Below are 20,100 nucleotides of genomic sequence, written 5' to 3'. Positions count from 1 at the left end.
CGATCGTTCCCTGGCCCCGTCCCCAACACCGCGTGACTTCTTCAGGGGGCCGCAGGGAGCCGTCCTCGGTGACGTCGATCAGCCTTCGACGAGACAAGAACAAGACAACACGACAGCCGCCGGGCCGAACACAACGGCCGCCCGGGCATGACCTCGCAGCGGTCATGTACTAGAGTTATCTCGACATCGAGATATCTGCCGAAGGCGTACCGCAGCCGCCAGGCAGTAAGGCGAGCCTAACTTAGCCTTACCTTAGCGGATCGGCGAGCAGCCCGTTGGCGGCACCGCGCGGCGTCAGCCGCACATGCGTCGCGGCGCGGTAGTACGCGCACATTCATGAAGGAGACTGTCGTGTCGGCGAACAGCTTCGACGCCCGCAGCACGCTGCGCGTGGGCGACGAGTCGTACGAGATCTTCAGGCTGGACAAGGTCGAGGGCTCAGCGCGCCTCCCTTACAGCCTGAAGGTGCTGCTGGAGAACCTGCTCCGCACCGAGGACGGCGCGAACATCACCGCCGACCACATCCGCTCGATCGGTGGGTGGGACTCCCAGGCGCAGCCGAGCCAGGAGATCCAGTTCACCCCGGCCCGCGTGATCATGCAGGACTTCACCGGCGTGCCCTGCGTCGTCGACCTCGCCACCATGCGTGAGGCCGTCAAGGAGCTGGGCGGCGACCCGGCGAAGATCAACCCGCTGGCCCCGGCCGAGCTGGTCATCGACCACTCCGTCATCGCGGACAAGTTCGGCACGCCCGAGGCCTTCGCGCAGAACGTGGAGCTGGAGTACGGCCGCAACAAGGAGCGCTACCAGTTCCTGCGCTGGGGCCAGACCGCGTTCGACGAGTTCAAGGTCGTCCCGCCCGGCACCGGCATCGTCCACCAGGTCAACATCGAGCACCTGGCCCGCACCGTCATGGTGCGTGGCGGCCAGGCGTACCCCGACACCCTCGTCGGCACCGACTCGCACACCACCATGGTCAACGGCCTCGGCGTGCTCGGCTGGGGCGTCGGCGGCATCGAGGCCGAGGCCGCGATGCTCGGCCAGCCCGTCTCGATGCTCATCCCGCGCGTCGTCGGCTTCAAGCTGACCGGCGAGCTGACCCCGGGCACGACCGCCACGGACCTCGTCCTCACGATCACCGAGATGCTGCGCAAGCACGGCGTCGTCGGCAAGTTCGTGGAGTTCTACGGTGAGGGTGTCGGCGCCACGTCGCTCGCCAACCGCGCCACCATCGGCAACATGTCGCCGGAGTTCGGCTCGACCGCCGCGATCTTCCCGATCGACGACGAGACGCTGAAGTACCTGCGCCTGACCGGCCGCGACGAGCAGCAGGTGGCGCTCGTCGAGGCGTACGCCAAGGAGCAGGGCCTCTGGCTCGACCCGGCCGCCGAGCCCGACTTCTCCGAGAAGCTGGAGCTCGACCTCGCCACGGTCGTCCCGTCCATCGCCGGCCCGAAGCGCCCGCAGGACCGTATCGTCCTGGCCAACGCCAAGGAGCAGTTCGCGCGCGACGTGCGCAACTACGTGACGGACGACGAGGAGGCGGGCAAGGAGTCCTTCCCGGCCTCCGACTCGCCGGCCTCCTCCAACGGTGTGCCGACCCGCCCGACCCTGGTCACCACGCCGGACGGCTCGACGTACGAGATCGACCACGGCGCCGTCACCGTCGCCGCGATCACGTCGTGCACCAACACCTCGAACCCGTACGTGATGGTCGCCGCCGCGCTCGTCGCCAAGAAGGCCGTCGAGAAGGGCCTCACCCGCAAGCCGTGGGTCAAGACGACCCTGGCGCCGGGCTCGAAGGTCGTCACGGACTACTTCGACAAGGCCAACCTCACGCCGTACCTCGACAAGCTCGGCTTCAACCTCGTCGGTTACGGCTGCACGACCTGCATCGGCAACTCGGGTCCGCTGGACGAGGAGATCTCCAAGGCGATCAACGAGAACGACCTGGCCGTCGCCGCGGTGCTCTCCGGCAACCGCAACTTCGAGGGCCGGATCAACCCCGACGTCAAGATGAACTACCTGGCGTCCCCGCCGCTGGTCGTGGCCTACGCGATCGCCGGCTCCATGAAGGTCGACATCACGCGCGACGCGATCGGCGTCGACCAGGACGGCAAGGCCGTCCACCTCCAGGACATCTGGCCGACCGAGGCCGAGGTCAACGAGGTCGTCGCCTCCGCCATCGGCGAGGACATGTTCAACAAGTCCTACCAGGACGTCTTCGCGGGCGACGCCCAGTGGCAGGCGCTGTCGATCCCGACGGGCAACACCTTCGAGTGGGACCCGCAGTCGACCTACGTACGGAAGCCCCCGTACTTCGAGGGCATGACGATGGAGACGACCCCGGTCGCCGACATCACCGGCGCGCGCGTGCTCGCCATGCTGGGCGACTCGGTCACCACCGACCACATCTCCCCGGCCGGTGCGATCAAGGCGGACACCCCGGCGGGCAAGTACCTCAACGAGCACGGCGTCGAGCGCCGTGACTTCAACTCGTACGGCTCGCGCCGCGGCAACCACGAAGTCATGATCCGCGGCACGTTCGCCAACATCCGCCTGCGCAACCAGATCGCGCCGGGCACGGAGGGCGGCTACACCCGCGACTTCACGGTGGCGGACAGCCCGGTCTCCTTCATCTACGACGCCTCGCAGAACTACCAGGCGGCCGGCACGCCGCTGGTCGTCCTCGCGGGCAAGGAGTACGGCTCGGGCTCGTCCCGCGACTGGGCGGCGAAGGGTACGGCGCTGCTGGGCGTCAAGGCGGTCATCGCCGAGTCGTACGAGCGCATCCACCGCTCGAACCTGATCGGCATGGGCGTGCTCCCGCTCCAGTACCCGGAGGGCGCGTCGGCGCTGTCGTACGGCCTGACGGGCGAGGAGGCGTTCACCTTCACGGGCGTCACCGCGCTGAACGACGGTACGACGCCGGCGACGGTCAAGGTCACGACGGACACGGGCGTGGAGTTCGACGCGGTGGTCCGCATCGACACCCCGGGCGAGGCGGACTACTACCGCAACGGCGGGATCATGCAGTACGTGCTCCGCAGCCTGATCCGCAAGTAGGTCTTGCCGGACGGCAGTTGACGAGGGGCCGCACCTCACGCGCGTAGGCGCGCGGGGTGCGGCCCCTCGCCGTTGGCCCCGGCCGCCGCACCGCCGCCCGCCGCCGAAGGACAGGCGCCAGGGAGCCGCGTCGTGCCGGAACAGCAGAACGGGCCCCGGCGTCCACCGCCGGGGCCCGTCCACCTGAGGCGCGGCCGCTACCGCAGCAACTCCACCTCCGCCAGCTCCGCCTGACCCTTCGTCACCAGCCGGTACTTCGCGTACGACCCCGGCGTCGCCACCGTGAACGCCCGCGTCTGCTGGTCCCACTCGAAGGACTGACCCGACCGCTTGTCGAGCGTCTTCCAGGTCGTGCCGTCCGCCGAGCCCTGGAGCTCCCACGCGGCCGGCGACGTCTCCGTCTTGGCGGACGTCAGCGTGTACTGGACCGCCTTCGTCGCCGACGGCACCGGCAGGTCGACCGAACCGCCCGCCGCGCCCGTCGTCTTCGACGAGTTGTCGAAGAGCGCGCCCGCGCCGGTCACCGCGTCACTGCGCGGCGACGGCACCTTGTCGTCCTTCGCGATCGACACCGGCGCCGCGTCCTTGCCCGAGCCCCACGCCGACGGCTTCGCGCCCATGTCGAACTCCAGCGTGCCGCCCTTGGAGAGAACGTCGTGCGGCAGCGCCGTGGAGTTCCACGTCTTGCCGTTGACCTTCAGGCCCTGCACGTAGATGTTCTTGTCGCTGTTCTTCGGCGCCGAGACGACGAGCTTCTTCCCGTTCTCCAGGTGCACCGTCGTCTTCGTGAAGAGCGGCGAGCCCACCGCGTACTCCCCGCTGCCCATCACCAGCGGGTAGAAGCCCATCGCGGAGAAGAGGTACCAGGCCGACTGCTCGCCGTTGTCCTCGTCGCCGTGGTAGCCCTGCCCGATCTCGCTGCCGGTGTAGAGGCGGCCAAGCACCTCGCGGACCTTCTCCTGCGTCTTCCAGGGCTGGGAGGCCGCGTTGTACATGTACGTGGCGTGGTGCGCGACCTGGTTCGAGTGGCCGTACATGCCCATCCGGACGTCCCGCGCCTCCGTCATCTCGTGGATGACGCCGCCGTACGACCCCACGAACTCGGGCGCCGCGGTCTCCGGCGTCGCGAAGTACTCGTCCAGCTGCTTCCCGAGACCCGCGCGCCCGCCGTACAGATTGGCGAGGCCGCGTGAGTCCTGCGCCGCGGTGAAGGAGTAGCCCCACGCGTTCGTCTCGGTGTAGTCGTAACCCCACACCCGTGGGTCGAACTTGTCGCTCGGGACCCGCCAGTCGCCCTTCAGGTTCCGGCCCTGGAAGAAGCCGGCCTCGGAGTCGAAGAGGGACACATAGCTCTGCGCGCGGTTGAGGAAGTACTCGGACTCCTCCTTGTACCGCTTCTTGCCCGTCTCCTTGTAGAGCTTCTCGCCCATCTTCGCGATGCCGTAGTCGTTGAGGTAGCCCTCCAGCGACCAGGACAGGCCCTCATGGGTCTCCGTGGAGGCGTAGCCGAGGAACGGCGACGTCTCCATCCCCTTGCGGCCCACGCCCGCGCTGGGCGGCACCACGGTCGCGTTCTTCAGCGCCGCGTCGTACGCCGCCTTCGCGTCGAAGTCGACACCCTTCACGTACGCGTCCGCGAAGGCCACGTCCGAACTGGTGCCGGTCATCAGGTCGGCGTAGCCGGGGGAGGACCAGCGGGAGATCCAGCCGCCGTCCTTGTACTGCTGGACGAAGCCGTCCACCATCTCCCCGGCCTTCTTCGGCGTCAGGAAGGAGTACGCGGGCCAGGTCGTCCGGTAGGTGTCCCAGAAGCCGTTGTTGACGTACACCTCGCCCGTGACGATCTTCGCGCCCGTGTGCGTGGGGGAGTCCGTGCCCATCTTCGGTACGAAGGGGCTCGCGTACTGCTGCCTCGGCTTCTTCTTCGTACCCGTGTTCTCGAAGCCCGAGTTGGGATACAGGTAGAGCCGGTAGAGGCTGGAGTAGAGCGTCGTGAGCTGGTCCTTGTTCGCGCCCTCGACCTCCACCTTCCCCAGGATGCCGTCCCAGGCGCGCTGCGCGTCCTTCTTGACCCGGTCGAAGCCGAGGTCGGCCGGCAGCTCGTCCGCCAGGTTCTTCTTCGCCTGGTCGACACTGATCAGCGAGGTCGCGATCCGCAGGTTGACGGTACGGTCCTGGCCGGCGTCGAGGCTCACGAAGCCGGTGACGTCCTTGCCGCCACCGCCCGGCAGCTTGCCGCTGTCCTTGACCGCCGCGTCGAAGACGCCGTACACGAACAGCCGCGTGGCGCCCGCCGATCCACCGCTGCGCACGTCGGAGTAGCCGGTGAAGGACCGGTTCGCCGCGTCGATGGTCAGACCGCCGTCGTTGTTGATGTTGTCGAGCACGACGCTCGCGTCGTCACCGGGATACGTGAACCGCATCGCCGCCGCGTGGTCCGTGGGCGTGATCTCCGCCTTGAGGCCGTTCTCGAACGTCACGCCGTAGTAGTGCGGCCTGGCGATCTCGTTCTCGTGGCGGTACGGCAGCGCGCGCGCCGAGCGCGACGCGTCCGGCGTGCCGGTGGCCGTCGACGGCATCAGCTGGAAGGTCTGCCGGTCGCCCATCCAGGGGCTCGGCTCGTGGCTCGCGGACAGCGCCTCCAGTGCGGGGAGGTTGTCGTCGTTGTTGCCGCGGGAGTACTCGTACAGCCAGCTCGTGGATCCGGCGTCGGTCACCGGCGTCCAGAAGTTGAAGCCGTGCGGCACGGCCGTGGCCGGGAAGGTGTTGCCGCGCGAGAAGGAACCGCTGGAGTTGGTGCCGCGCGTGGTGGACGCGTAGTCCGAGAGGTGCGCGAGACGCTTCTCCGGCGCCTTCACCGCCAGCGCGATGTCGTCCACCCAGCCCTGGAACTTCGCCGGGCCCTTGGCGGAGTCGTACGCCACGAGTATCCGGTCCACCGTCTTGCCGGCGGCGACCGAGCCGATCCGGGAGGCGACGGCGTTCCACTGGTTGACGTACAACCGCTTGGCCTCACCCTGGCCCTGAGGGGTCATCAGGCCGCCGTGCGAGTCGAGGGCCTTCAGATCGCTCAGGTAGGTGCCGTCGGTGAAGGCGAGGTCCACCGAGACGTTCGTGGCCGGGTAGTTGAGATCCGTCTCCGTCATGGCGGGATAGATCTTGTACGACAGCTCCGTGTTCGCGCGCACGGCCGTGTTGACGTCGAAGACCTTGTTGTACGAGTAGCCCCGGCCGTCCGGCTTGTGCGAACCGGCGTACTCCAGCGCGCGCGTGCCCGTGAAGCCGGCGTTGGACTTGGCCGTGGGCGAGCCGCCGGGGCCGCCGTCGATCTGGCTGCGCATGTCGGCGGGCGGCGGCGTGGTGGTGTCACCGTCGGAGAACTGGACGTCGGCGAGCTGGGTGGCGTCGCCCGCCCCGTTGTTCTTGGTGATGTCCAGCCGATAGTGCGCGTAGGCGGTCGAATTGTCGAATTCGTACGACTTTGTCTGGAATGGACCGCCGAAGGTCTGGTCCACTCGGGTGTCGAGCGTCTTCCAGTCCTTGCCGTCCGTCGATCCCTTGAGCGTCCAGTCCTTCGGATCGCGCTCGGAGTGGTCGTTGGCCGAGGTCAGCGCGTAGGTCACGACCTTGACGGGGGTGTCCAGGTCGAACTCGATCCAGGCGGTCGGCTCGAAGGCCAGCCACTTGGTGCTGGACTGGATGTCGACCAGGTTCTCCTTGCCCTCACCCCCGTTCGTGTTCTCGTCGCTGGCGCGCAGCTCCACGACCCGGTCGGTGACATTGCCGGGGATGCCGGCGTTGAACTCGCCGCTCACGCCCGACGATCGCTTCTCTCCATCGGGTCCGGTATCGACGGTATTGCGCCAGTCCGGCCGGGTGTCGCCCTCCTCGAAAGACGACGCGAACGAGTCCTTGGGGGCCGCGGCCTTGGCGGGCTGTGCCACGGCCGCCGAGTGTGCGGTGACGACAAGCAGTGAAGCGACAGCCACCAGGGCGGCGTTGCGGCACTGTGTGAGCCGGGGTCTTGGTGTGCGCTGCATCCCGAGTCTTCCTTCCGCGGAAGCATGATGGACAACGTTGTCAAAGGTCATGCGCCGGTTAAGTAGTGATGCAAGAGGCGCAAGGTGTCAAGGGTGTTGCCGGTGTCAGAAGACAGGAACCGGCCATTCTGTCGCAAGTGTTTCGTGGAATGTGCACACAAGTGCCCGCGACGAGAGCGCGCGAGTGGTCCGGATATCGCGCCGTGCGCGATCCGGAAAATGCGGCGAGATCCGTACGGATGCCGCGCGGGCCTTCTGAAACCCGCCCCAGGTCTCAACTAGGGAAAGACTCCCGCCCAAACCTGCTTTCGATCTTGCTCACTCGACCTGAAGTGGACTATACCTGTCGGCGTCCGCCTCGCCAGGTTTCGAACGGCGAAGGACCGGGAGACGGGGGACGGTTGGGTGCCGCGACGTCGCGACGCACCCCGCCGCCAACCATTCAGGCCGTCCCTGCTGTAATCACGCATCACACGTGATGCGTCACACCTCACGCATCACTACGACGCTCAACAACACGCTCGACAAGAAGCATCGCGAGACGCACGGCGAGAAGCACCGCAAGACGCAGAGCAATCAGCACCACAATCCTGAACGACCAGCTTCATTTGACCGCGGTGGCGGGGCCCTTCTGCCTCAGGCGAGAAGGACGGGCGACCGGTACACCGCCTGAGTCCTGGAGAAGGCGAGGACTTGAGCATGGGATCCACCTCCGCTCACAGCAATGAGGGCCTTGGCCGTCGTGATCTGATCAAGCGTTCGGCAGCAATCGGCCTGATCACCGTCCCGACCATGAGCTTCCTGGCGTCCTGCGCGAGCAGCGACAGCGGCACCGAGGACAAGGTCGAGAAGGGCAAGACCTCGGCGAAGAACCCCCTCGGAGCGAACGAGACGGCGCAGCTCGATGTCGTCATCTTCAACGGCGGTTTCGGCGAGCAGTACGCCATCGACGCGGAGAAGCGGTACAACACGGCTTTCCCGAAGGCTCCGAAGGTCAAGCACGCCGCGACCGAGAAGATCCAGTCCACGCTCCAGCCGAGGTTCAACGGCGGCACCCCGCCGGACCTGATCGACAACTCCGGCGCCGAGCAGATGGACATGGGCGTGCTGGTGGGCAAGAAGCAGCTCACCGACCTCACGGCGCTGATGGACGCCCCGTCGTACGACGACCCGGCGAAGAAGGTGCGCGACACCCTGCGCCCCGGCATCGTCGAGATGGGCCAGTTCGACGGCGACCCCGTCTGGATCATGTACTACGCCTACACGGTGTACGGCGTCTGGTACTCGCAGAAGGCGCTGGAGAACCTCGACGCGACGTACCCCGAGACCTGGGACGACATGCTGGCGCTCTGCGCCAAGGCGAAGAAGAAGGGCATCGCGGGCTGGACGTACGCGGGCAAGCACCCGTACTACATCCCGTTCTCGCTCTACCCGCTGATCGCCAAGATCGGTGGCGTCGAGGTCCTCGACAAGATCGACAACCTGGAGCCGAACGCCTGGAACGACCCGGCGGTCAAGACGGCCTTCGAGGCGTACTACGAGCTCTTCAAGAAGGGCTACATCCTCCAGGGCACCCCCGGTCTGGACCACATCCAGTCGCAGACCGCCTGGACGAAGGGCAAGGCGCTCTTCATCCCGAACGGTTCGTGGGTGGAGAACGAGGCGGCCAAGACGATGCCGGCCGACTTCAACCTCGCCGTCGGCGCGCCGTCCAGCATGGACGCCTCCGACAAGATGCCGTTCGGTACCCTCTGGGCGTCCGGCGGTGAGCCCTTCATCGTGCCGGGGAAGGCCAAGAACCCGCAGGGTGGCATGGAGTTGCTGCGCATCATGCTCAGCGAGGAGTCGTCGAAGAACTTCACCTCCCAGGTGAAGTCGCTGACCGCCCTCAACGGCGGCACGGACGGGGTCGAGCTGACCCCCGGCCTGAAGTCGGCCGTCGCCGCCCTGGACAAGGCGGGGACGAACGTCGTCAACCCGCGTCTCCAGGACTGGTACGTCAAGCTCCAGAAGGAGCAGATCGGTGTCGCCGGCCTCGGCGAGATGATGGCCGGGCGCGCCACCCCCGCCGAGACCATCAAGAAGATCCAGGGCTACGCGGATGCCGCCGCGAAGGACCAGTCCATCAAGCACTACAAGCACCAGTGAGCAGGCGTCACCAGCGGCGGTATCCGCGCACAGATCGGGGTCGGATCCATGCAGCACGGTAAATACCGGTTCATCGTGGGGTTTTTGATCGCCCCCTTGGCGTTGTACGCGATCTTCGTCATATGGCCGTTCATCCAGTCCATCTACTACTCGTTCACGGACTGGACGGGGTTGAGTTCCGACTTCAAGATGGTGGGCTTCGACAACTACAAGAAGATGTTCGAGGACGACATCTTCTGGAAGTCGTTGCAGCACAGCCTGCTGTTCGTGCTGCTGCTGCCGCTGGTGACGCTCACCCTCGCGCTGTTCCTCGCCTTCATGATCAATGTCGGTGGGAAGCAGAAGAAAGGCGCCGCGATCAGAGGCGTACGCGGTTCGGGTTTCTACAAGATCGCGTATTTCTTTCCACAGGTGCTCTCCGTCGCGATCGTCGCCCTGCTTTTCCAGTTCGCCTACAACCCGGAGAGCGGCGCCATCAACGCGGCGCTCTCGGCGGTCGGCCTGGACAGCATCCAGCCGCTCTGGCTGGGTGACCCGGATCTCGCGCTCTGGTGCGTGATGGCGGTACTGATCTGGAGCACGGTCGGTTTCTTCGTCGTCCTCTTCTCCGCCGGAATGGCCTCCATTCCGAAGGACTACTACGAGGCGGCGCTGCTGGACGGCGCGGACCGGTTCACGACCTTCTTCAAGATCACGCTGCCGCTGCTCTGGGACACCGTGCAGGCGGGCTGGATCTACATGGGCATCCTGGCGCTCGGCGCCGAGGCGTTCGCGGTGGTACAGATCATGACCATCGGGCCGGGCGGTGGCGGTCCCGACTACTCCACCACGATCCTGCCGCTGTACGTCTACCAAACGGCCTTCAGAGATGCCCAGGCCGGTTATGCCACAACGATCGGTGTCGCTCTGCTCGTGGTGACGCTGTCCTTCGCGGCAGTCGTGACGAAGCTGGGCCGGCGCGAGCGGCTGGAGTTCTGATGAAGACCACTGACACGCCTCCGGCCGCGCTGCCCGAGGAGCCGCAGGACCGGCAGCCGGTGACCAAGGTGAACGCCCCGCCGGTGAAGGAGAAGCGCGAGGGCTCCGTCCTCAACGTCTTCTCGCACGGTGTGCTGGTCATCTGGGCGCTGCTGGTCGTCCTGCCGCTGCTGTGGGCGGTGATGTCCTCCTTCAAGGACGACAACTCCATCTTCAGCTCGCCCTGGTCGCTGCCGGACAAGCTCCACTTCGAGAACTGGTCGCGGGCCTGGACCCAGGCGCACATGAGCGACTACTTCTTCAACACCATTGTGGTGGTGGGTGGTTCGCTGATCGGCACCCTGGTGCTCGGCTCGATGGCCGCGTACGTACTGGCGCGCTTCGATTTCCCCGGGAACCGCTTCATCTATTTCCTCTTCATCGGGGGAATGAGCTTCCCGATCATCCTGGCGCTGGTCCCGTTGTTCTTCGTCATGAACAACATGGGGCTGCTGAACACCACGCACGGTCTGATCCTGGTGTACATCGCCTACTCACTGCCGTTCACGGTGTTCTTCCTGTCGTCCTTCTTCAGGACGCTGCCGAGTTCGGTGGCGGAGGCGGCGATCATCGACGGCGCCTCGCACACCAGGACCTTCTTCCAGATCATGCTGCCGATGGCCAAGCCGGGTCTGATCAGCGTGGGCATCTTCAACTTCCTCGGGCAGTGGAACCAGTACATGCTGCCGACGGTGCTCAACACCGACCCGGACAAGAAGGTTCTCTCGCAGGGTCTGGTGCAGCTGGCGGTCAGCCAGGGCTACAAGGGCGACTACTCCGGCCTCTTCGCCGGACTGGTGATGGCGATGCTGCCGGTGCTCGCCGCGTACATCATCTTCCAGCGCCAGGTCGTCGCGGGCCTGACGGCGGGAGCGCTCAAGTAGCAGAGCCCGCCCACGGCTTCACCGCTCCACCGAACCGCCCTCCGGCCTCTCGCCGGGGGGCGGTTCGCGGCGTTCCGGGCCCGCGCGAAGGGGGTTCGTTCGGTATCCAACCCGAGCCGAAGGGGTACTTTTCGCCACCGGCAGTGGCCTGAAATCGACAAAACGGCGATGTTCGCAGGTCAGATGCGTAAGTACGGTGCTCATCCGAGTCCGGCACTGCTCAAGGTCTTGACGGGAAGCGACCCGAAAGGCTGAGCTTAGAGTTCACAAGTTGGAGATACGTCGGGGTTTCACAGGCGCGACCCCGGCCGGGGGCGGTGGTCGTGCCGCCTGCCAAGGGCAGGAGTGGATCAGTTGTGGAGACTCCAGGGTCGCAGTCGTCTCTGCACCGGGCGAACCTAGAGCGGGTCGTCCGCGCGGTGCGCATGGCGGGCTCGCTCACCCAGGCGGAGATCGCCCGGAGCACAGGACTGTCGGCGGCCACGGTCTCCAACATCGTCCGCGAGCTCAGGGAGGGCGGCACCGTAGAGGTGACGCCCACCTCGGCGGGGGGCCGCAGGGCCCGCAGCGTCTCGCTCAGCGGCGACGCCGGCATCGTCATCGGCGTCGACTTCGGGCATACGCATCTGCGGGTGGCCGTCGGCAATCTGGCCCACCAGGTGCTCGCCGAGGAGTCCGAACCGCTCGACGTGGACGCCTCGTCGGCGCACGGCTTCGGCCGGGCCGAGGAGCTGGTGGAGAGGCTGATCGAGGCCACCGGGATCGGCCGCCAGAAGGTCATCGGCGTGGGGCTCGGGGTGCCGGGACCGATCGACGTCGTCTCGGGCACGCTCGGCTCCACCTCGATCCTGCCTGGCTGGACGGGGATCAACCCCAGCGAGGAGCTGGCGGGCCGGCTCGGCGTGCCGGTGTACGTCGACAACGACGCCAATCTGGGCGCCCTCGGCGAGCTGGTCTGGGGGAGCGGCCGGGGGGTGAAGGACCTCGCCTACATCAAGGTCGCCAGCGGCGTCGGCGCCGGTCTGGTCATAGACGGTCAGATCTACCGGGGACCGGGCGGTACGGCCGGTGAGATCGGGCACATCACGCTCGACGAGTCGGGCCCCGTCTGCCGCTGCGGCAACCGCGGCTGCATGGAGACCTTCACGGCGGCCCGCTACGTACTGCCGCTGCTCAGGTCCAGCCACGGCCGCGATCTGACCATGGAGCGGGTCGTGCAGCTGGCCAGGGAGGGCGACCCCGGCTGCCGCCGGGTGATCGCCGACGTCGGGCGCCACATCGGCAGCGGCGTCGCCAATCTCTGCAACCTGCTGAACCCCAGCCGGGTGGTGCTCGGCGGCGATCTGGCCGAGGCTGGGGAACTGGTGCTGGCGCCGATACGCGAGTCGGTCTCCCGGTACGCGATCCCGAGTGCGGCCAGACAGCTCTCGGTGCTTCCGGGAGCCCTGGGCGGCCGGGCCGAGGTGCTCGGGGCACTCGCCCTCGTACTGAGCGAAATGGGCGATTCGACCCTTCTTGAGGGTGCACTGCCCGTCGGCACTGCTGTCTTCACTTAGATAACGAATGGCACCGTTGTCATCTCGTTAAGGATTTACTCCTTGACGCTGCGTCCGCAGCGGAGTTGACTTCCAGCCACCTCGGCCGCAACGTCGCGGCCTCGTCAGGGAGGTTTCTGAAGTGAACGCACATCTCCGACGTGCTGCCGTGGCCGCCGCTGCCACCGCGATGGCCGTCTCGCTTGCCGCCTGTGGAAGCGCCAAAGAGTCCGGTGACTCCGCCAAGGAGTCGAAGAAGGACAAGGGCGACGCGCTGACCATCGGTCTGCTGCTGCCCGAGAACCAGACCGCGCGCTACGAGAAGTTCGACAAGCCGCTCATCGAGAAGCGGGTCAGCGAGCTGACCGACGGCAAGGGCAAGGTCGTCTACGCGAACGCCAAGCAGGACGCGTCGACCCAGAACCAGCAGGCCGACACGATGGTCACCAACAAGGTCGACGCGCTGATCGTGGACGCCGTCGACTCCAAGGCCATCACCAGCTCGATCAAGAAGGCCAAGGACGCCGGCATACCGGTGATCGCCTTCGACCGCCTCGCCGAGGGCGACATCGACGGCTACGTCTCCTTCGACAACGAAGAGGTCGGCCGCGTCCAGGGCCAGGCGCTCCTGGACGAGCTGGGCACCAAGGCGAAGGACGGTGACATCGTGATGATGAACGGTGCCATCACCGACCCGAACGCCGCCCTCTTCAAGAAGGGCGCCAAGTCCGTCCTCGACGGCAAGGTGACGATCGGCAAGACGTACGACACCAAGGAATGGAAGCCGGAGAACGCCAACGCCAACATGGAAGGCGCGATCTCGGCCCTGGGCAAGGACAAGATCGTCGGCGTCTACTCCGCCAACGACGGCATGGCGGGCGGCATCATCGCCGCCCTCAAGAGCGCCGGCGTCAGCCCGCTCCCGCCGGTCACCGGCCAGGACGCCGAACTCGCCGGTGTGCAGCGCATCGTCGCCGGTGAGCAGTTCATGAGCGTCTACAAGCCGTACCCGACCGAGGGTGCCATCGCCGCCGAGATGGCCGTCGCGGTCGCCAAGGGCGAGTCCCTGGACTCCATCGCCAAGACGAAGCTCGACAGTGCCACCACCAAGGGCATCCCGTCGGTCCTCGTCCCGGTCGTCTCGCTGACCAAGGACAACATCAACGACACGGTGATCAAGGACGGCATCTACACCGTCGACGAGATCTGCACCGCGAAGTTCAAGGCCAAGTGCGACACCCTCGGCGTCAAGTAGCCGACACGTCAGACCGCGGAAACCCGCCCTGAAGCCTGTCCGGCGCCCCGCCCTCAACTGTCCCGCTATCGGGCGGGGCGCCGGACGGACCACTTCACGGCTTTTCGTGTGTCGCCGTATTTCTCTCTTCTGCTCGACCCCGCGCCCAACACCCCCGGGCGCGGTATCCCCGCCGGTCAGGCGGCGAAGGAGATGGTTCAAGTGACCGCTACGCCCGTGCTGGCGTTGCGAGGGGTCTCCAAGCGGTTCGGTGCGGTGCAGGCGCTCACCGACGTAGAGCTTGAGGTCCATGCCGGACAGGTCGTCGCCCTCGTGGGCGACAACGGTGCCGGTAAATCGACGCTCGTCAAGACGATCGCCGGAGTCCACCCCATCGATGACGGCGTCATCGAGTGGGAGGGCGGGTCGGTCGCGATCAACAAACCGCACGACGCCCAGGCACTCGGTGTCGCGACGGTCTACCAGGACCTCGCGCTGTGCGACAACCTCGACGTCGTGGGCAATCTGTACCTCGGCCGGGAGCTCCGTTCCTGGGGCGTCCTCAACGAGGTCGAGATGGAGCGCCGCGCCCGCGAGCTGCTCAACACCCTGTCGATCCGTATCCCCAGCGTGCGTATCCCGATCGCCTCGCTCTCCGGCGGCCAGCGCCAGACCGTGGCCATCGCCCGGTCCATGCTCGGCGAGCCCAAGCTGGTGATCCTCGACGAGCCCACCGCGGCCCTCGGCGTGGAGCAGACCGCCCAGGTCCTCGACCTGGTCGAGCGGCTGCGTGAACGCGGTTACGCCGTGATCCTCGTCAGCCACAACATGGAGGACGTCCGCGCGGTCGCCGACAAGGTCGCCGTGCTCAGGCTGGGCCGTAACAACGGCTTCTTCGACGTCGCCACCACCTCGCAGGAAGACATCATCTCCGCGATCACCGGAGCCACGGACAACGCCGTGACCCGACGCGCGGCGCGCAACGTGGAGGTTAAGAAGTGAGCATCGACAAGACCTCCGCCCCCGTCAGCACCGCCGACGACGCGCCCGCCCCGGCGGCCGGCGCGAGCACGGTAGCGGTGGACCCCCGGCTGCTCGTCCGCGAACAGGGCTTCGCCGGCTACCTGTCGGAGTTCAAGCGCAAGATGCGCGGCGGTGACCTCGGATCCATACCGGTCGTCATCGGCCTGATCATCATCTGGGCGATCTTCGCCAGCCTGAACTCGAACTTCCTCACCGCGGGCAACCTCTCCAACATCGCGGTCGCCATGGTCGGCACCGGCATGATCGCGGTCGGCATCGTCTTCGTCCTGCTGCTCGGCGAGATCGACCTGTCGGTCGGCTCGGTCAGCGGTGTGGCGGGTGCCGCCTTCGCGGTCCTCGCCGTCACCCACGGCATGGCGGAGTGGCTGGCGCTGATCATCGCCATCCTGACCGGCGCCGTCGCGGGCGCCATCCACGGCTTCTTCTTCGCCCGTGTCGGCGTTCCCGCGTTCGCCGTGACCCTGGCCGGTCTGCTGTTCTGGAACGGCTTCATGCTCCAGATCCTCGGCGACGACGGCACGATCAACCTCGACCCCGACGGCCTGGTCGCCAACCTGACCGGCTACTACTTCTCCGACGTCGCCGCCGCCTACGGGCTCGCGGTGATCGCGGTGGCCGGCTACTTCCTGTCGGCGTTCTTCGACAACCGCCGCCGGGCCGCCGCCGGTGTCCCGTCCCGCCCGCTGAGCGAGATCATCGTCCGTACGGCGCTGCTCGCCGTCCTGGCCTTCGCAGCGGCGATCATGTTCAACCAGAACAAGGGCCTGCCCCTGGCCGTACTGATCTTCCTGATCGTGCTGGTACTGACGGACTTCGTGCTCCGCCGCACCAGCTTCGGCCGCAAGATCTTCGCACTCGGCGGCAGCGTCGAGGCCTCCCGCCGTGCCGGTATCAGCGTCATCGGCGTCCGGATCGCGGTCTTCTCCATCGCGGGCACCTTCGCCGCGATCGGCGGTCTCTTCATCGCCTCGAAGATCACCTCCGCCAACCAGGGCGCCGGCGCCGGTGAGCTGCTGATGAACGCCATCGCCGCGGCCGTCATCGGCGGCACCAGCCTCTTCGGCGGCCGGGGCCGTACCTGGAACGCGCTGCTCGGTGTGCTTGTCATCACGTCGATCCAGTACGGGCTCGCCCTCCAGGGCATCGCCTCGCCGATCCAGTACATGATCACCGGTGGTGTGCTTCTCGCCACGGTCGTCATCGACGCCGTCACCCGGAAGACCCAGAAGACCGCTGGTCGCGCCTGACAGCCGTCGTCGTACGGCGTGCCCGGTACCGGATCCCGGTGCCGGGCACGCCCGCGTTCGGGCGGCGCTTTCCGGGGGCGTCCGGGGGGCGTACGTCTGACATGCGCACAAATGATCGTACGGTGATTCACGCGCTGCCCGATGACGCCCGGCGTGACGGGAACATTAGACTCGGCGGACCGGATGCCAGATCAGTCAACGCCAAGGAGGCACGGTGACACAGCCGCGCGCAGCACGACCGCCCGAGGCGGCGGTGGGCGACGGATGGGACCTGCTGACCCGGATCAAGGGCCCGCGTGATCTGGACCGCCTCGGCCCCGAGCAGCTGGACCGGCTCGCGAGTGAGATCCGGTCCTTCCTCGTCGACGCCGTCTCCAAGACCGGCGGACACCTCGGTCCCAACCTCGGGGTCGTCGAGCTGACGATCGCCCTGCACCGGGTCTTCGACTCGCCCAGGGACAAGGTCCTCTTCGACACCGGCCACCAGTCCTACGTGCACAAGCTGCTCACGGGACGTCAGGACTTCACGAAGCTCAAGAGCAAGGGCGGCCTGTCCGGCTACCCGTCCAGGGCCGAGTCCGAGCACGACATCATCGAGAACTCGCACGCCTCGACGGTCCTCGGCTGGGCCGACGGCCTCGCCAAGGCCAATCAGGTCCTGGGCCGCGAGGACCACGTGGTCGCCGTCATCGGCGACGGCGCGCTCACCGGCGGCATGGCCTGGGAGGCGCTGAACAACATCGCCGCCGCCAAGGACCGCCCGCTCGTCATCGTCGTCAACGACAACGAGCGCTCCTACGCGCCCACCATCGGCGGCCTCGCGAACCATCTCGCGACCCTGCGGACCACCGACGGCTACGAGCGCTTCCTGGCCCGCGGCAAGGACATCCTGGAGCGCACCCCGGTCCTCGGCCGGCCGCTCTACGAGACGCTGCACGGCGCGAAGAAGGGCCTCAAGGACTTCATCGCCCCCCAGGGCATGTTCGAGGACCTCGGCCTGAAGTACGTCGGCCCGATCGACGGCCACGACCTGGAGGCGATGGAGTCGGCCCTCCAGCGCGCCAAGCGCTTCGGCGGCCCCGTCATCATCCACTGCCTCACCGAGAAGGGCCGCGGCTACCAGCCCGCGCTCCAGGACGAGGCGGACCGCTTCCACGCCGTCGGCAAGATCCACCCCGACACCGGCCTGCCGATCGCCAGCTCCGGCGTCGACTGGACCTCGGTGTTCGGCGAGGAGATGGTCAAACTCGGCAACGAGCGCCCCGACATCGTCGCCATCACGGCCGCGATGCTCCAGCCGGTCGGCCTGGAGAAGTTCGCGAAGGCGTTCCCGGACCGGGTGTACGACGTGGGCATCGCCGAGCAGCACGGGGCGGTGTCGGCGGCCGGCCTGGCCACCGGCGGACTGCACCCCGTCTTCGCCGTGTACGCGACGTTCCTCAACCGCGCCTTCGACCAGGTCCTGATGGACGTCGCCCTGCACAACTGCGGAGTCACGTTCGTACTCGACCGCGCCGGAATCACCGGCACCGACGGCGCCTCCCACAACGGTATGTGGGACATGTCGATCCTCCAGTGCGTGCCCAACCTGCGGATCGCCGCCCCGCGCGACGCCGACCAGGTGCGGGCGCAGCTCCGCGAGGCCGTCGAGGTCGAGGACGCCCCGACCGTGGTGCGCTTCTCCAAGGGCGCGGTCGGCCCCGCTGTCGCCGCCGTGGGCAAGGTCGGCGGCATGGACGTGCTGCGCAGGCCGGCCGAGGGCACGGCGGACGTCCTGCTCGTCTCGGTCGGCGCGCTCGCCCCGATGTGTCTGGACATCGCCGATCTCCTCGACAAGCAGGGCATTTCGACGACCGTGGTCGACCCGCGCTGGGTCAAGCCCGTCGACGAGGCGCTCGCGCCGCTCGCCGAGCAGCACCGGGTCGTCGTCACCGTCGAGGACAACAGCCGTGCGGGCGGCGTCGGTTCGGCCGTCGCCCAGTCCCTGCGGGACGCCGGTGTCGACACCCCGCTGCGGGACTTCGGCATCCCGGCCCGCTTCCTCGACCACGCGTCGCGCAAGGAGTTGCTGGCCGAGATCGGTCTGACGGCCCCCGACATCGCGCGCCAGGTCACCGGCCTCGTGTCGCGGATCGACGGCCGCATGGCCGGCGAGCCGTCGGCCGAGGAGGTCGCGCGCGACTGACGCAGCCGCGACCGCGAACGCGACCGAACACGACGCGTCCGCGAACACGACCGCGCACATCGTCGGACGGGCCGGTCGGACTCCCTGTACGGGTGGTCCGACCGGCCCATCCGTGTGAAATAAACGCTTCCGGGCACCGGCGCCGCCGAGCACCTCTCGATCATGGCGGCAACCACGCACTCGGAGGTACGCCGGTGAGCACCCAGCACGACACGGAACGCGGCAGGAATTCGCTGTTCCGCACGAAAACCGTCGAACAGTCCATCCTGGACACCGAAGAGCCGGAGCACGCGCTCAGGAAGTCGCTCTCCGCGCTCGATCTGACGGTCTTCGGTGTCGGTGTCATCATCGGCACCGGCATCTTCGTCCTCACCGGCGCCGTCGCCAAGGACAACGCGGGCCCCGCCACCGCCCTCGCCTTCGTCGCCGCCGGCATCGTCTGCGCCCTCGCGGCCGTCTGCTACGCGGAGTTCGCGTCGACCGTGCCGGTGGCCGGATCCGCGTACACCTTCAGCTACGCCTCACTCGGCGAACTGCCCGCCTGGATCATCGGCTGGGACCTGGTCCTCGAATTCGCCCTGGCCACCGCCGTGGTGGCCGTCGGCTGGTCCGGCTATGTGCAGTCGCTGCTCGACAACGCGGGCTGGCACATGCCCCAAGCCCTCGCGGGCACCAGCGAGGAAGAGGGCTTCGGCTTCAACCTGTTGGCCTTTCTCCTCGTCCTCCTGCTGACCGGGATCCTGGTCCTCGGAATGAAGCTCTCCGCCCGCGTCACCGCGGTCGTCGTGGCCATCAAGCTGGTGGTCGTCCTGATCGTCATCATCGCCGGCTCGTTCTTCATCGACTCCAAGAACTACTCGCCGTTCATCCCCAAGGCCCAGCCGCAGTCCTCGGGCACCAGCCTCGACTCGCCGCTCATCCAGATCATGTTCGGCTACACGCCCACCAACTTCGGCGTCATGGGCATCTTCACCGCCGCCTCCGTCGTCTTCTTCGCCTTCATCGGCTTCGACATCGTCGCCACGGCCGCCGAGGAGACGAAGGTGCCGCAGCGCGACATGCCGCGCGGCATCCTCGGCTCACTGATCATCTGCACCGTGCTCTACGTCGCCGTGTCGATCGTCGTCACCGGCATGCAGAAATACACTCAACTGACTGTGGACGCACCGCTCGCCGACGCCTTCAAGGCCACCGGGCATCCGTTCTACTCGGGTGTCATCAGCTTCGGCGCCGCCGTCGGCCTCACCACCGTGTGCATGATCCTGCTGCTCGGCCAGACCCGGGTGTTCTTCGCGATGAGCCGTGACGGGCTGCTCCCGCGGATCTTCTCCCACGTCCACCCCAGATTCCGCACCCCGTACCGCTCGACGGTACTGCTCGGTGTGATCATCGCGATCGTCGCGGGCTTCACCAGCATCGAGGAACTGGCCTCGCTGGTGAACATCGGCACGCTCTTCGCCTTCGTCGTCGTCGCGATCGGCGTGGTCATCCTGCGCCGTACGCGCCCCGATCTGCCGAGGTCCTTCCGTACCCCGCTGGTGCCGTGGCTGCCGGCCGTGTCCGTGCTCGCCTCGCTGTGGCTGATGCTCAACCTGCCGGCCGAGACCTGGCTGCGTTTCGGTATCTGGATGGCCATCGGCGTCGTCGTGTACTTCGCCTACGGGCGGGGCAACAGCCGCCTGGGCAAGTCCGGCTGACGC

The 20,100-nt window shown here is 67.3% G+C and carries 11 protein-coding genes; 10 read left to right on the top strand and 1 reads right to left on the bottom strand.

The features are described from left to right. Positions 1 to 351 precede the first annotated feature (351 nt). A complete protein-coding gene (gene acnA / locus ACFT9I_RS33500) occupies positions 352 to 3,066 on the top strand; it encodes an aconitate hydratase AcnA (protein WP_382570727.1) in 2,715 nt (904 codons plus the stop codon). 197 nt (positions 3,067 to 3,263) lie between these two features. Here the strand turns inward: acnA and ACFT9I_RS33495 are convergent, their stop codons facing one another. Beyond that, positions 3,264 to 7,106, bottom strand: a complete 3,843-nt coding sequence (locus ACFT9I_RS33495) for a GH92 family glycosyl hydrolase (protein ID WP_382570696.1) — start codon at positions 7,104 to 7,106, stop codon at positions 3,264 to 3,266. A gap of 699 nt (positions 7,107 to 7,805) precedes the next feature. Between ACFT9I_RS33495 and ngcE the strand changes: the two genes are divergently transcribed. The 9 genes from ngcE to ACFT9I_RS33450 all read left to right on the top strand — a co-directional run bounded on the left by ngcE (position 7,806) and on the right by ACFT9I_RS33450 (position 20,097). Next, complete coding sequence (gene ngcE, locus ACFT9I_RS33490; RefSeq protein WP_382570693.1) at positions 7,806 to 9,254, top strand: N-acetylglucosamine/diacetylchitobiose ABC transporter substrate-binding protein; 1,449 nt, start codon at positions 7,806 to 7,808, stop codon at positions 9,252 to 9,254. Between the two features lie 48 nt (positions 9,255 to 9,302). After that, positions 9,303 to 10,232 (top strand): carbohydrate ABC transporter permease, encoded by a 930-nt coding sequence (locus ACFT9I_RS33485; RefSeq protein WP_382570690.1) that lies wholly within the window; start codon positions 9,303 to 9,305, stop codon positions 10,230 to 10,232. Beyond that, on the top strand, positions 10,232 to 11,155 hold the full coding sequence (locus ACFT9I_RS33480; protein WP_382570687.1) for a carbohydrate ABC transporter permease: 924 nt from the start codon (positions 10,232 to 10,234) through the stop codon (positions 11,153 to 11,155). Before ACFT9I_RS33485 ends, ACFT9I_RS33480 begins: the two co-directional genes overlap by 1 nt. Positions 11,156 to 11,511: 356 nt before the next feature. Then, positions 11,512 to 12,711, top strand: a complete 1,200-nt coding sequence (locus tag ACFT9I_RS33475) for an ROK family protein (RefSeq protein ID WP_382570684.1) — start codon at positions 11,512 to 11,514, stop codon at positions 12,709 to 12,711. Between the two features lie 121 nt (positions 12,712 to 12,832). Beyond that, on the top strand, positions 12,833 to 13,945 hold the full coding sequence (locus ACFT9I_RS33470; protein ID WP_382570681.1) for a sugar ABC transporter substrate-binding protein: 1,113 nt from the start codon (positions 12,833 to 12,835) through the stop codon (positions 13,943 to 13,945). 192 nt (positions 13,946 to 14,137) lie between these two features. Then, on the top strand, positions 14,138 to 14,926 hold the full coding sequence (locus ACFT9I_RS33465) for an ATP-binding cassette domain-containing protein (RefSeq protein ID WP_382570725.1): 789 nt from the start codon (positions 14,138 to 14,140) through the stop codon (positions 14,924 to 14,926). Beyond that, a complete protein-coding gene (locus ACFT9I_RS33460; RefSeq protein WP_382570679.1) occupies positions 14,923 to 16,215 on the top strand; it encodes a sugar ABC transporter permease in 1,293 nt (430 codons plus the stop codon). The genes ACFT9I_RS33465 and ACFT9I_RS33460 overlap by 4 nt, the downstream gene beginning before the upstream one ends. A 253-nt stretch (positions 16,216 to 16,468) precedes the next feature. Further along, positions 16,469 to 18,400 carry a 1-deoxy-D-xylulose-5-phosphate synthase gene (gene dxs, locus ACFT9I_RS33455; protein WP_382570724.1) on the top strand — a complete coding sequence of 644 codons (1,932 nt, stop codon included), beginning with the start codon at positions 16,469 to 16,471 and terminating at the stop codon, positions 18,398 to 18,400. A gap of 194 nt (positions 18,401 to 18,594) precedes the next feature. After that, positions 18,595 to 20,097 carry an amino acid permease gene (locus ACFT9I_RS33450; protein ID WP_382570676.1) on the top strand — a complete coding sequence of 501 codons (1,503 nt, stop codon included), beginning with the start codon at positions 18,595 to 18,597 and terminating at the stop codon, positions 20,095 to 20,097. Positions 20,098 to 20,100 lie beyond the last annotated feature (3 nt).

Origin of the sequence: Streptomyces sp. NPDC057137 (assembly GCF_042670825.1) — a bacterium.
Classification (GTDB): Bacteria; Actinomycetota; Actinomycetes; order Streptomycetales; family Streptomycetaceae; genus Streptomyces.
This window is presented reverse-complemented; position numbering and strand designations above follow the sequence as displayed.